Annotated in this window: 17 protein-coding genes and 1 pseudogene; 2 read left to right on the forward strand and 16 right to left on the reverse strand. The window is 41.7% G+C overall.

Annotated elements, in window-relative coordinates; translation table 11 throughout:
* Positions 1–1,521 (reverse strand): PP2C family protein-serine/threonine phosphatase, encoded by a 1,521-nt coding sequence (locus BM377_RS11870; RefSeq protein WP_092248579.1) that lies wholly within the window; start codon positions 1,519–1,521, stop codon positions 1–3.
* A gap of 183 nt (positions 1,522–1,704) precedes the next feature.
* Between BM377_RS11870 and BM377_RS11875 the strand changes: the two genes are divergently transcribed.
* Positions 1,705–3,204, forward strand: coding sequence for an alanine/glycine:cation symporter family protein (locus tag BM377_RS11875; RefSeq protein ID WP_092248582.1), 1,500 nt, complete (start codon positions 1,705–1,707; stop codon positions 3,202–3,204).
* Between the two features lie 67 nt (positions 3,205–3,271).
* On the opposite strand, the gene BM377_RS11880 is transcribed toward BM377_RS11875, so the two are convergent.
* The 4 genes from BM377_RS11880 to BM377_RS11895 form a co-directional block, all read right to left on the reverse strand.
* Entirely contained in the window at positions 3,272–3,922 is a 651-nt protein-coding gene (locus BM377_RS11880) for a class I SAM-dependent methyltransferase (protein WP_092248585.1), read from the reverse strand.
* Positions 3,923–3,978: 56 nt separating this feature from the next.
* Positions 3,979–5,286 carry a GGDEF domain-containing protein gene (locus BM377_RS11885; protein ID WP_092248588.1) on the reverse strand — a complete coding sequence of 436 codons (1,308 nt, stop codon included), beginning with the start codon at positions 5,284–5,286 and terminating at the stop codon, positions 3,979–3,981.
* Positions 5,287–5,399: 113 nt separating this feature from the next.
* Positions 5,400–6,251, reverse strand: coding sequence for a class I SAM-dependent methyltransferase (locus tag BM377_RS11890; protein ID WP_092248591.1), 852 nt, complete (start codon positions 6,249–6,251; stop codon positions 5,400–5,402).
* Positions 6,252–6,316: 65 nt separating this feature from the next.
* Entirely contained in the window at positions 6,317–7,174 is an 858-nt protein-coding gene (locus BM377_RS11895) for an EFR1 family ferrodoxin (RefSeq protein WP_278290625.1), read from the reverse strand.
* 4 nt (positions 7,175–7,178) lie between these two features.
* Here BM377_RS11895 and BM377_RS11900 point away from each other — a divergent pair, with 4 nt between their 5' ends.
* Positions 7,179–7,661: a TetR/AcrR family transcriptional regulator gene (locus BM377_RS11900; RefSeq protein WP_177223874.1), complete on the forward strand. Its 483-nt coding sequence runs from the start codon at positions 7,179–7,181 to the stop codon at positions 7,659–7,661.
* Positions 7,662–7,687: 26 nt separating this feature from the next.
* Here the strand turns inward: BM377_RS11900 and BM377_RS11905 are convergent, their stop codons facing one another.
* From BM377_RS11905 to BM377_RS11955, 11 genes and pseudogenes are all read right to left on the reverse strand, one after another.
* Complete coding sequence (locus BM377_RS11905) at positions 7,688–8,242, reverse strand: GNAT family N-acetyltransferase (protein WP_092248600.1); 555 nt, start codon at positions 8,240–8,242, stop codon at positions 7,688–7,690.
* Positions 8,243–8,355: 113 nt separating this feature from the next.
* Positions 8,356–9,300, reverse strand: coding sequence for a virulence RhuM family protein/type II toxin-antitoxin system death-on-curing family toxin (gene rhuM, locus BM377_RS11910; protein WP_242948163.1), 945 nt, complete (start codon positions 9,298–9,300; stop codon positions 8,356–8,358).
* Positions 9,287–9,499, reverse strand: a complete 213-nt coding sequence (locus tag BM377_RS11915) for a helix-turn-helix domain-containing protein (RefSeq protein WP_092248606.1) — start codon at positions 9,497–9,499, stop codon at positions 9,287–9,289. The genes rhuM and BM377_RS11915 overlap by 14 nt, the downstream gene beginning before the upstream one ends.
* A 589-nt stretch (positions 9,500–10,088) precedes the next feature.
* On the reverse strand, positions 10,089–10,244 hold the full coding sequence (locus BM377_RS11925; protein WP_092248609.1) for a C-GCAxxG-C-C family protein: 156 nt from the start codon (positions 10,242–10,244) through the stop codon (positions 10,089–10,091).
* Positions 10,231–10,383 (reverse strand): C-GCAxxG-C-C family (seleno)protein, encoded by a 153-nt coding sequence (locus BM377_RS16770; RefSeq protein ID WP_442857314.1) that lies wholly within the window; start codon positions 10,381–10,383, stop codon positions 10,231–10,233. The genes BM377_RS11925 and BM377_RS16770 overlap by 14 nt, the downstream gene beginning before the upstream one ends.
* 18 nt (positions 10,384–10,401) lie before the next feature.
* Positions 10,402–10,920 (reverse strand): GNAT family N-acetyltransferase, encoded by a 519-nt coding sequence (locus BM377_RS11930; RefSeq protein WP_092248613.1) that lies wholly within the window; start codon positions 10,918–10,920, stop codon positions 10,402–10,404.
* Positions 10,921–10,944: 24 nt separating this feature from the next.
* A complete protein-coding gene (locus tag BM377_RS11935) occupies positions 10,945–11,406 on the reverse strand; it encodes a GNAT family N-acetyltransferase (RefSeq protein WP_177223875.1) in 462 nt (153 codons plus the stop codon).
* A gap of 29 nt (positions 11,407–11,435) precedes the next feature.
* Complete coding sequence (locus tag BM377_RS11940) at positions 11,436–11,663, reverse strand: thioredoxin family protein (protein WP_092248619.1); 228 nt, start codon at positions 11,661–11,663, stop codon at positions 11,436–11,438.
* A gap of 13 nt (positions 11,664–11,676) precedes the next feature.
* Positions 11,677–12,678: a permease gene (locus tag BM377_RS11945; RefSeq protein WP_242948164.1), complete on the reverse strand. Its 1,002-nt coding sequence runs from the start codon at positions 12,676–12,678 to the stop codon at positions 11,677–11,679.
* A complete protein-coding gene (locus BM377_RS11950) occupies positions 12,675–12,977 on the reverse strand; it encodes an ArsR/SmtB family transcription factor (RefSeq protein ID WP_092248625.1) in 303 nt (100 codons plus the stop codon). Before BM377_RS11950 ends, BM377_RS11945 begins: the two co-directional genes overlap by 4 nt.
* 299 nt (positions 12,978–13,276) lie before the next feature.
* Positions 13,277–13,496 (reverse strand): annotated as a pseudogene (locus BM377_RS11955) (group II intron reverse transcriptase/maturase); the annotation flags it as partial.

The raw sequence follows: 13,496 nt of genomic DNA on the forward strand, positions 1-13,496 counted from the left end.
TCATTTCCCGTAATATGTCATGTATAGCATGGTTATGTCATCAAACTGCTTGGCACCGCCCACATATTCATCGATGCCGACCATGACGTTTTCAATGGCGACCTTGGGATTGGCCACAGGGAATCTGTTCATTATCTCAAGCATTCGGTCATTTCCAAGAAGCTCATTGCCCTCATTAATGGCCTCCGGGAATCCGTTCGTATAGACGAATATGCTGTCTCCCGGTTCCATCTTGAAATTGTGCGGAACAAACTTGGTATTTTCCATTACCGCCACAGGAAGTGAATGCTTATATTTTACAAATTCATACTCGCCGCCTGCATGCCTTATAACCGGATGCTTGTGTCCTGCATTGACAGATATACTCTCACCGCTGGTAAGATCGATAACTCCGATCCACACCGTCACAAAGAAGCCCATCTTATTGTCTTCGCACAGCCTGTTGTTTACCTCATACAAAGTATCCGCGGGAGACATACCCGAAGTAAGTGCATTCTTTATAAGTTTTTTGGCCATCATCATAAACAATGCCGCCGGTATGCCTTTTCCGGAAACATCTGCAATGACCAGTCCAAGGTGATCCTCGTCAATCATGAAATAATCATAGAAGTCGCCGCCCACCTCTTTTGCAGGCTTCATGTATGCGTACAGATCAAAATCTTTTCTCTCGGGCATATACGGATAAACCTTTGGCATGGCATCTTCCTGTATTTCCGCAGCAAGTGCCATATCTCTGGATGCCGCCACCATCTCACGGCCCTCGGAAACGTTGAGAATGCAGTACATAAGCATCAAAGCAATCATAAATACGGCAGGTCCGAGCGAAAGTCCGTATACAACAATAGTTATAATGCCAACAAGCATCGGAGCCAGCACATACATAAAAAATGCAAAGACCTGATATCTTTCAAGGAGCTTACGCTCAAGAACAACCACTACAAGCGCAGCTATAACGGTGAAATAGGAATAGACCATAGAGATCGGATAGAGCGCGCTTCTTGCATAGACGCCGTCTTGCCCGACAGTAAAATAGATTCCGGTAAAAATATTTATGATCCTGACCGCAATGGCCACATAGGCGCCAATGCTGACGATCAAAAAGAGCTTTTTTACCAGATTTTTTCTAATTTTCAAATATGTCATCGTGTACATCCAAAAGAACAGTGCCTCTATAGGAGCACACAGATAGTACAATGTATTGTCCAAAATATTGAGGTGTCTGAGAGACGGGATTCCGTCAACAAGCCATGCACAGCCGTCCGCTAAGAGTTGAATAAACACAACATTAATAAGGGCCATCATGTACTTTATATCAGCGCCCGTCTTTTGAAGGTCGATAAGGCAACAGACATAGAGAGTACAGCCCAACATCATTCCCACTAAGTCCGCGCCGATATTGATAAGATATATCGGTCTGAGCGTGTTTATCCCTCTGTAGAAAACAAGCTGAGCCATTACCAAAGTCAAAACAAAATATAGAATTGATACGACTATTAACCTTTTCTTTTTTGATTTGCTCATATTATCATTATATCGTATATTGTTTTGATGAATTATTAAATTTTTCTGTTCTTTTTGTATTGAGTATGATAATATAAGTTATTGAAACGACGGTGTTTCATGGATAACATGAGGCACCGTTTTTCTTTTATACTGTTTATTATGCCTGCACGGCAAATATTATCTTTTTTTACCGGAGGTTGTATGGAGAATATTTTATCAAAAGTTGAACAGATTAACGGCGCAGTAAACGGATTTGTTTGGGGACTTCCCATGCTGGTTCTTTTGGTCGGCACGGGAATACTTATGACCGTCCTGACACGTTTTTTCCAGGTGAGTCACTTTAATCACTGGGTAAAAAACACTATCGGCGGAATATTTAAGGATAAAAAAGTAACGGCGCACACAGGAAATGAAGACACTCAGATCTCACAGTTCCAGAGCCTTTGTACCGCTCTTGCCGCTACTATCGGAACAGGTAACATCGCAGGTGTTGCAGCTGCCATCGTTTCGGGCGGCCCGGGAGCCATTTTCTGGATGTGGATCGTTGCTTTCTTTGGAATGATGACGAATTATTCGGAGAACGTACTCGGAATTTTCTATCGCCGCAGAAACAGCAGAAATGAATGGTGCGGCGGAGCTATGTATTACTTAAAGGACGGACTCGGATCCAAGAAGGGATGCAGACATATCGGAACAGCTCTTGCGTTTATGTTCAGTTTCTTTTGCGTATTTGCCTCATTCGGCATCGGTAACATGAGCCAGATCAACTCGATCGCGCTTAACATGCACAGCGCATTCGGCATTCCCACTTTGATAAGCGGAATCGTACTTATGGCACTTGCGGGCATGGTTATCGTCGGCGGCCTTAAGAGAATCGCATCCGTAACGGAAAAGCTCGTTCCTTTCATGGCTGTTATATATATCGTCGGTGCACTCATCGTATGCATCTGCAACATTGATCAGTTCGGAGCCGTTTTCTCAGCAATATTCCGCGGCGCTTTCGGATTTAAAGCTGTCGGCGGCGGCATCGTGGGAAGCGGTGTTGCAATGGCTATGCAGTGGGGAATGAAGCGAGGCGTCTTTTCCAATGAGGCGGGTCTTGGTTCTTCCGTAATGGTTCACTCAAGCTCAAACGTAAGAGAGCCCGTTGTTCAGGGAATGTGGGGCATCTTCGAGGTATTTGCCGACACCATCATCGTCTGCACGATCACTGCATTTGCGGTTCTTTCAAGCGGACTTGTCGATCTTAATACAGGAAAAGTGCTTTCGGAGCAGGTTTCCACAGCTCTTGTCGCAGAAGCTTTTTCAACGATATTCGGAAGATTCGGCTCGGCGTTCATCGCGATCGCAATCCTGTTCTTTGCTTTCTCAACAGTACTTGGCTGGAGCCAGTACGGAAGCAAGGGCTTTGAATATCTCTTCGGCACAAAGAGTACTATATTCTATCAGATTGTTTTTGTGTTATTCATCCTTATCGGTGCAACTATGGATCTCACACTTGCCTGGGACATTTCTGATACCCTCAACGGACTTATGGCAATCCCGAACCTTATCGGTGTCATTGCACTCAGCGGAACGGTTGTTAAGATAACCAAGAACTACGTTGACAGAAAGCTTAGACACAAAAACGTTAAGCCTATGCTCTCTGCCATCGGTAAGATTCAGGAAATTCACGAAAGCGAGATTGAGTCGGCTTCTTGATTCTTCGCGATAATCGAATACATAATAAAAAATCTCAATCTTCAGGTATTTGAAGATTGAGGTTTTTTTATTTGCTTGCTTTAAGCGTATATGTTTTATCCCAGTTCTTAAGAACTTCCACCGATGAAAAGCCTGCTGTCAGAAGTGCTTCTTTTTCGTGCTCCACCGTAAGCGGCGTATCGAAGTGATAGAATTCGCCATCCGGAAGCTTCAGCTCTTTTCTGATCTTAAGAAGTTCCTGCCTTAGCGAAGCCTCTTCCTCATCGGACTTTGAAAAGCAATCCGTAAGGATAAAGTATCCCTTGGAAGTAAGCGCCTTGCATAACCTTGTGTAAAGCGGGACCTTCTCTTCTTTGGTGAAATGATGCAGCGATTCAACCGATACGGCCGCGTCATATTTATCTTCACCAAACGGCTCGTCAAAATATGAACCACATATCAGTGTAATATCTTTCCCCGGGAATTTAGCTTTTAGCGCATCAAGCATCGACTTTGTGAGGTCGATTCCCGTAACCTTGGCGCCGGGATTCATTTCAAAAAATGCTTCAAGCTCAAGGCCCGTTCCGCAGCCAAGATCAAGTACGTTCGCTCCTTCCGGCTTTGGCAAAAGCGCTGCCGTGTAACCGTAGAATACATCAGCACCTTCTATATTGCTCTTCATGTGCTCGTCATATCCGTCAACGCGAGCAGTGAAGAAATTGTCCATTTTTTCAAGCATTGTTCATCCTGTCCTTTTGTGTCTTAATATTTTGTCTTTATTCTTATATCTTTTTCTTATACCAATGTGACAGTATTTCTGCCGTTTTCTTTTGACAGATACATTGCCTTGTCCATACGGTCAAATGCATCTTCAAAAGTATCATCGTCTTTAACCTGCGTCACCCCGATAGAGCATGTCACATGCCCGATCTTCGGAAACTCCGTAGCTTCAACTTTTTTCCTAAGTTCGTCGGCGATAGCATACAGCTCATCTCCGGTTTTATTGTTGTAAACTATTACAAACTCCTCGCCGCCCCATCTTCCGACAGCTGCTTCTTTTTCAGCCACGAAGTCTTTTAACAGATCTGCAAGTGACTTAAGCACAGTATCTCCGGCGGAGTGTCCGTATGTATCGTTGACTTTCTTGAAAAAATCCAGATCAAGCATCATCATTGCTACGTTTATGCCACCTCTATGATGCTTATCTATACTGATATTGATCTCGTTCTTAATACTGCCCTGATTTAGGAGCTCCGTAAGAGTGTCGTTCTGGGCAAGCTTCTCGTACTTCTTAAGCTCAGACATAAGCTGCATGGAAGAATCGTGAATATTCTGCACCATAAACACAAATCTGAAATCCTCTTCGGCACTTGTCATGGCTCTGCTGAAGATCAGTTTTACCCAGATGAACTTTCCCTCGAGGTTCTGCATCTGACAATCAAAAGATGTCGTGCGGCCGCGAGCAAGATTATTTTTCAGGTATTCCGGATCGGTGATCTTAAGAAATTGCTCTTTATCCTCAGGCCAGATCATATTAACCGTCATCATGCGCCAGTCGGAATACTTAATATCCGCGTTGATAACCTCTTCCGAAACCTCTGTGACACTTATGCTGCTGGTCGTATCGTTAACAAGGTCAACATACATGGAAAAAAGAAATGTATTCTGGATCGTAGTGTTTACCTTACCGGAAGTCATGTACTCCTGAACGTATTCATCGTACAGTTCATCCATGATGTAAACATACTTCGTTGTATCTTTTATCGGATAAACAGTCATCTGAAGAATGGTAGGTGTTTGGCTACCATTTGAATAAAGCTTTATTTTCCTACTGTACTTACCTTTAAACTTGCCATAGTATGACACAAAGGCATTGTACTCATCCGATACTTTCTCATTGGATTCGGAAATATGAAACCAGAGCTTTTGTATAAGATCGTCATAGCTTCCGGTCTCTTCTACGAAATCCGCAAAATCATTATTGCGCGCAAGAACTCTGTACTTATTGACCGAAGTATCCGCAAGGATCACAATAGCCACATTTTCCTGCAATAATCCAAAAATGTCTTGTAACGTGTAGTTCTCCAATGATTTATCCGACATACTATTCACCCGCTCGTCCATGAAGTTGTTTGGTGTATATGTTATCAGTTTAATTATACTTTTGTGCTTATTATTTAGTCAATTTATGTATTGCTCTCTCCTTTAATAAATCGTCAGTTCTTTCTAATGTACCAGCTATAGCCGCTAAAGATAAGTCCCCTATCTTTATTATCAAATATGGGCAAAAGAGATTTCGTCATCCACTCTTTTGCTTCTTCTGCGCTGACAGTTCCGCTCTCAATCTGCGTATTTACATTAGACTGGATAAGCATGAAATCAACAAATTCCTCAAGTGTAAAAGAATAAACCATGTCATATTCGGTCTGTTTTTCCATGGTAAAGCCTTCGGGAAGGTCTTCTTGTTTCCACTTGTTTTCTTTTCTTGGAGGCTTGGGAAACCTAGTCAGATACTCATCGTTGTACCAGTGAGTGTATGCATCGCTTTCAGCGGTTTGTGAGACCTCGGCTCCGCTTTCGAGCTTTAGGGAAACATTCTGTCCGCTCTCGGGCATTATATGCCTCGCCATGCGATTCGTTATTCCAAAATCGTAGATGACTAAAAGTCCTCCGTCTTCCATGACATCTGACATATTTGCCATAAATATCTGTTCATCGACCCAGTTTATGCAACCTGCGGCAGTCACGATATCATACTTTTCTTCGGGAAGTCTTGTCTCTTCTGCTTTGGCAGTGTAGAAGGCGTATGCATTGTTATCTCCGTACAGTTTTTTGCACGCTTCTACCATAGCATCCGCGATATCGGTTCCTGTTACTTTATCACAGATAAGCTTTAACGCCTTGGTTGAAAGTCCCGCGCCGCAGCCAACGTCAAGACCGTTCTTGAATATATGGTCCGGCGCAAGATCGCAATCTCTTTTTAATTGTTCTATTACTGACTTGTGAAGCCATGGCCTCTTGGTATATCCCATGGCTATACGCTTTGAATCAAAAGATTTGTTGTTCATTGTTATTCTCTTTCCTTTTCTTAAGCATTTCTTCTATATGTCATCAGATTATCTTTTATGGTCCATTATACCATCAGGTCATGTGCATTGATATGCGGGTTGTGATAACGCTTCCTTTTATCGGGCAAGCCAAGCAGCTTTGTCATAAGTGTTCCTAATTCATCATATGCTTTAGGTCTTTTGAACTGTATCGCTTTGGTGGGGCAATAGACCACGCAAGCGTTGCAACCGTTACAATTATGATTCCATTTAGGGCGGCCGTCTTCGATCACAATATTCTTATTAGGGCACACCTTCTCGCAGGTTGAGCAGCCGATGCATCTTTTGTCTGTAAAAAAGCCTTTGTCATATTCATGCTCAATATTAAGATACGGAACCATAAGCTTTGGGAACAGTTTTCGTGTTATGAAAGACATATGCGGATACTTTCTGAATTTCATTTCCGATATCTCGCGTGCTGTCTTTAGCATATTTTTTTCCATCAAAGGAAGCATGAGCTTTTCAGGCGGAAAAGGCGGATACGCTATGCACTGGCTTGCGACGCACCTGATCGCACGGGAATAGTTCAGATGAACCCCTTTCGTAGAAAGAATATCCTCGACAGTTTCAAATGCTTTTCCGTGAACAGCTATGTACGTGGCCACCATAAAAATATAGGCATTGGGGTTTACGGAAAGCCCAGAGATAAACTCTTTCATTCTTCCGGGTACATCCCATTCGTAAACCGGGCAGACAAAGCCGATAATGTCTGCATCCTCAGCACTGTATCCCGAAGGATCTTTTCTCACATTGACAATGGTGGTGTCTTTAAGTACCTCTGCTATTACTTTTGACGCACGCAAGCTGTTTCCCGTTCCGCTGAATAATACAAACGGAATTATTGCAGAACGTTCTAAGAAAACTATCGCAAATGCTATGCTCAAGGTTATGAAGATATATGATTACAGGGAGATCACAGTGACTCAGATCACGCAGGAAGCTGAAGTTTCCAGAAAGACTTTCTACCGTCATTTCCGTGATAAGGATGAAGTCCTAAAGCACCTGTTTGATTCACTGTATAAAGAATGCGTATCAACAATAAAGGACAACGACTTACACCATTACTGGGACGTTGTCCAATGCTTTTTTGATTTTTGGGAAAGTCATGCCAAAATCCTGAACCTGATGAAGCAGAGCAATCTGCTTCCGCAATTGTTTGAGGAGTCCTACGAAAGATCTTTTGAAGTATTCCGATCCGTGAAATCGGCAGACCTCTCTGAGCAGTACAAAGCTGAACTTCCGTATCTTCTCGCATACAGCTTGGGCGGAATGAATTCCATGCTCATCAAATGGATAGAAAACGGAATGTCTATTCCTTCATCGACACTGATATCATGTCTTCGTGAAGGATTCAGTTCAGAAATGCTGTGAGTATTATAATACTTCATGTATTATTTCTAGCATCTATCGCTTTTAATCATTGAATGCAATACTTTATCATATAGCATTCCCTTATTATTTCTACCGGTTGCTCGTAAAGTACCTTCCAACTTCATTCCGGCTTTTTCCATTACTCTGCCGGATTTAGGATTATTAACATCGTGGCATGCAGCGACTCGATTAAGTCCTACAACGTCAAAAAGATAATCCATAACCGCCTTTAATGCTTCAGGCATTATTCCCTGTCCCCAGTATGAGCTGCTCATGCAGTACCCTATTTCTGCCGCATCGATTTTTTCATCAAGCTTAATCACCGAAATATTGCCTATGGCCTGCCTATTTTCCTTGAGTTCAATTACCCAGTTAAAATACTCTCCATCCTCATATTCGCTGATCCAATCCTCAAGAAGCTGCCTTGTAAAATCCGCGCTTGGATGCGGTGACCAGGAAAGAAATTCTGTAACTATCGGATCTGAAGCCCAGTTATTGTACATATCCTCAGCATCATCGATTGTGAATCTCCTTAATATGAGCCTTGTAGTTTCTATTGTGCGCGTTCCCGTCTTGTTCATATTATGTTCTCCATATAGTGACCAAGCCAAGCTCTACGCCTAGCTTGGTCCCAAGTGTTACTCACATCTTACAACTCTTGCATACAGCTTTCTTTTTTTGATAAATAACACATTTATATCCTCAATAGATTCATTACCATAGCTGTCATAATATCTTTTTCATCAGGATTGGATTCAGCAATCATCAATGTAATAGCAACAAGTGCTCCATCACTTATTATCTTCTGCCCATCCCTAAAAAGTGCGTTATTTCTACTCAAAAACTCCAAGAACAAGGAAGCCGCTATTCTCTTACAACCATCCTCAAAAGGATGATCTTTTATCATGAAATAAAGAAGATTGGCTGCCTTTTCCTCTAATGAAGGATACACCTCCCCTCCAAATACATCCTGATAGACTGCTGCCAGAATACCTTCTACCTTACCGGCTTCTTTTTCTACGCCAAACACGTCTGATTTGAAAGTATCCTCCATATGATTGACCATCTCTCTGCAATCACTATAAGTGATTCTATATATTGGGCTTGAGCCTTCAGGCTTCTCAAGAGACTGGTGATCATATTGATCCAAAAGCATAAGTGCTTGTGTGTATAGATTTACCGCCTTAAGCACATCCTGTTGTTCGATATCAAGTGTCCCTGCAATCATCTTTGTTTGTATCTCAACAGTTTTCTGAAGTGCCTGTAGCCTGCGCTCATTTATTGCATAGCCATTAATAATATACTGTTTCAATACATTATTAGCCCATTGTCTAAACTCTGTTCCTCGCTGAGATTTTACTCGGTAACCAACAGAAATAATTACATCTAAACTGTAGTGCTTAGTTTTATACTTTTTGCCATCTGAACCAGTTGTCAAGAAATCCTTGACAACTGAATTCTTATCCAACTCTCCCTCTTTAAAGCAATTATTAGCATGTAAACTTATATTTTGCTTTGTGGTATCAAAAAGATTCGCCATTTGTAACTGATTTAGCCAGACCGTATCCCCGTCCATAGGTACTGATAGCACAATTTTCTTATCTTTTGATTCAAATAATACTATTTCATTCTTTTCCATCAACTTCCCCTTTATCATTCATTATTTTTTCAAATTTAAGCTGATATGCCAATAACCTCGGAATATACTCCGGAGGAGTTCTACGCCCCGCTTCCCAATCCTCTAATGTACGCACCGGAATGCCTGTGTGAATCGAAAACTCTTTTCGCGTTTCTCCTGTGCTCTCTCTTAATTGCTTAATTCTCTCCGCTATATCCATATTTGCACCTCCACGCAATGCGATAATTAATCTTATCATATCTTATATTTTGACGCAATGCGTGTTCCTTATTTCTAACAGCGATGCCATGCCGACAGACTCGAAACCGCTTCGCTTGTTCCTCGTTGTCGCGGCATTCGCCGTATGCTTACAAAAAAGACTCGGTACAATGTACCGAGTCTTCTGAAATCTGCTATTGCAGATTGATCATCTCTTTGAGAACTTTTTCAATGTCCTAAGTGCTGTGTTTGTGGCATTTCTAGAACGAGTTGCTGTTTACCTGCTGCGTACGGTAGAAAGCTCAGGGCTACTGTATGCGGCTGGTGGCAACTTGAATAACTGCGATCAAAAATAATACTCTGATTTTTCTTTCTACTCATTAAATCTTTGTCTGTCTTTTGTAGGATTATCTTCCGATATAACGTTCCACCATCCATCCTGATAATTAAGAAGTTTTCTGTCTCATTTTGCTTTCTTTGGTTTCTTCTCCGGAAGTTCAGCATACATACCATTCAACAGTTCCACAATCAAAGCCTTGTCATCAAAACTATCAAATTCTTCGGAGGATATGTCACAGCCAAGTATATCTCTACAGACATATGAAGCATTCTTTTTCTTTGAATCTGTCCATAAACTCAGCAGCCTTGGGGTAAGCAGTTGTTTTATAGTCGGGGCCGTCTCCGTGTTTCAAACCGATCACCATGATTGCCCCGGATACAGCACCACACACTTCACCTTTTCTCACGCCCCCCGCTGAAACATGCTACCACTTTCATAGCTTGGTCTATCGTCAGCCCATAATCTTCCGCGTAAGCTCCAAGAACTGCCTGCGAGCACTTGAATTTTTCATAAAATATCTTCATTGCTTTTTCTTTGTGTGTCATAGATCTTCACTCAGCTTACTATAGTTTTTTCTGCATCCATAACAGATCATACCATCTGTCAAATTTCTTACCTATAGTCTTCATGTGCGCTGCTTTTGTATATCCCGATCGTATATGAAACTTATAGCTGTCATGTGTGAGATATTCATCCTCTTCATCACTATAGGCGGCTCCTGCAAGCAGGTTGACTATGCCCTGTTCTTTAAGCCTTTTTTCCAGCTCTTTGTACAGCAACGAACCGATACCCTGTCTGCGATAATCCTTATCAACATAAATAGATGTTGTTGCTGTCCAGTTATAAGCTTCTCTAGAACTATATGGTCCCGCATACGCATAGCCGACGATCCTGTCTTTTAATAAGCACACCATATATGGATATTTTTCTTTTGTTGTCTTAATCCTGTTTTTAAATTCTTCAACTGACGGAGCTTCATATTCAAAAGAAACAGCGGTATTCAGAACATAATATGAATATATCTCCACCAGTTTTTTAGCATCTTCGGGATCAGCGTCCCTTATAAACAGTTCTCTTTCCATATTACCTCCAAAGACAATTAGTAATCACCCATACGGATATTCCTTGCTAAGATCTATCCTCATTGATACAATACCATTTTCCTCTGATAATTCCTCGTATCCCAAACGTTTATATAGGCTATATCCAATTCTCATAACTTCCGGTTTCGTTGTGAAAATCAATTCCTTAAACCCAAGTTCAAAAGCCTTATCCGTCATTGCTTTGAGCATTATCCTTGCATATCCTTTTCCTCTGTATTCCGGTCTGATAAACAGACGCTTTCCTTCACAGGTTTCGTCGCTTATTTTCTTTATGGCAACACAGGCAATGGGTTTATCTTCTTCATATCCTACTATTATTGCTCCACCTGAATAATACTCAAGCAGATCATTCAATTCCTTATCAAAGGAAACAAAACAGCTTTCTGCCCCTTTGATATGCGAATACTCAATAAAAAGCTCTTTCACAATATCAGGATTAGTACACTCTTTCGTTTCAAAAAGCATAATATTCTCCTCCATATCCCTAACATCTTCTATAAGAGTTTTTCAACGTCCTTCGCTTTAAGAACTTTTCCGGCTGAAACTACTTTTCCATCGATTATAAGAGCCGGCATACTCATCACCCCAAAACCCATGATCTTTTCCATATCAGTGATATACTCTATCTCCGCATCAATCCCTTTTTGAGCCACTGCTTCCTTTGCGGATGCAAGGAGTGCCTCACAGCTTTTACATCCTCCACCTAATACTTTAATATTCATGCCATATCCTCCTTCAGATGAATAAAAATTGAAATAAGTTGAAACCATACCCGACAATGATGATACCCACTGTACAGATGGCTATAAATGTTCCTAACAGTTTTGGCTTGATAGCTTTCTTCAGCATAATGAGCGACGGAAGACTGAGTGTAGTCACTGCCATCATAAAGCTTAAGATCGTACCAAGCAAAGCGCCCTTGGACAGGAGTGCCTCTGCTATAGTGACCACGCCAAAGATATCAGCATACATCGGGATACCTAGGATTGTTGCAAGTATCACTCCAAAGGGATTTCTTCCCCCAAGCACTGCCCTGATCCAGCTTTCCGGAATCCAGTTATGTATCACAGCCCCAATCCCGACTCCTATCAGAATGTATGGAAACACTTTCTTAAATGTAGATACTACCTGGTCCTTTGCGTAGAGTAGTCGATCTTTAACAGATAGCTGCGGATTTTCTATTTCAACACTGCTGTTTGCATTCCTGATAAAATCCGCGATCTGATCTTCCATATGAAGTTTCTCGATTAATGTTCCACCCGTAACGGCGATAATCAGCCCCATCACAACATAAACGATGGCTATCCTTGCCCCAAAGATGCTCATAAGCAGCACCAGGCTCCCCAGATCCACCATCGGTGATGAGATCAGAAAAGAAAATGTTACTCCAAGCGGTAATCCGGCACTCGTAAATCCCATAAATATCGGGATGGATGAGCACGAGCAGAATGGTGTTACGGTTCCAAGCAAAGCTCCTACGATATTTGCTCCAATTCCGTGAAATCTGCCCATTATCTTCCTGCTCCGCTCCGGCGGAAAGAAACTCTGGATATATGAGATCACAAAGATCAGCAAACAAAGAAGGATCGTGATCTTTATAACATCATAGATAAAAAAATGTATACCGGAACCTATCCTGCTATCTGTATCCAATCCTAATGTAGAGAGGAGCTCTCCTATCAAAATGTTCAACCACTTCATCCCCAGGATCTGTGTCTGAATAAAGTCCCACATCATGCTTTCCCCTTACAGCATTTGCCGGTGGTTTCATTACAGAGAGTTTTAATAAATCCACAGAATTCTTTCATAATGCCAGTGTTTATTGAATAGTAGTGCCACTTGCCTTCTTTTCTGTCGTTAACCAGACCCGAATCCACCAGTATCTTCATGTGATGGGAAAGAGTCGGCTGTGTAATATCAAACTTTTCAAGAAGCTTACACCCGCACTTCTCCTGATCAGAAAGCATCTTAACGATTTCCATTCTGTTGGGATCACCAAGAGCCTTGCATACCAATACTTCGTCTAATTTAGCCATAATCCCCTCCTTACATTGATATTTGTCTATGCGTTGATAGTAACATATACATAGATGTCTGTCAATGTATTATTTCAATAATTATACCTATATCTACCATCCTGTTCAAATTTTATGTGCATAAAACAAGGGCTCTTTCACGCCCCTGCCTATTGCACTATCAGTTATTCATCTCTCAGGTCTTAGATTATTCCTATTAAGATTAGAATGTTTTGAAGGCTTTCGGCAATCGAGTAGGAGGGAGTGATTAGCTCCCGTCCTCTCACAGCACCGTACGAACCGTTCGGTATACGGCGCTTTCAATAGTTGACGTGCATAGACTGATAGGCTGTGGCTAAATCATAAAAGCCACTGTTTATCAGTCTTTCTTTTGATAAGGCACGGTTAACCGCGCCCATACCAGACACAAACCAATAGCCTCTACGGCTGTTGGCTGTAATATGTGCATAGTATTCGGGTATCCCCAGTTTAATAAGATTTCTCTTCTTTGTCTTGGGAAGTTTCCACTGTTTCCATATG

It is taken from the genome of Butyrivibrio sp. INlla21 (genome assembly GCF_900116875.1).
In the GTDB taxonomy this organism is placed as follows: Bacteria; Bacillota; Clostridia; order Lachnospirales; family Lachnospiraceae; genus Butyrivibrio.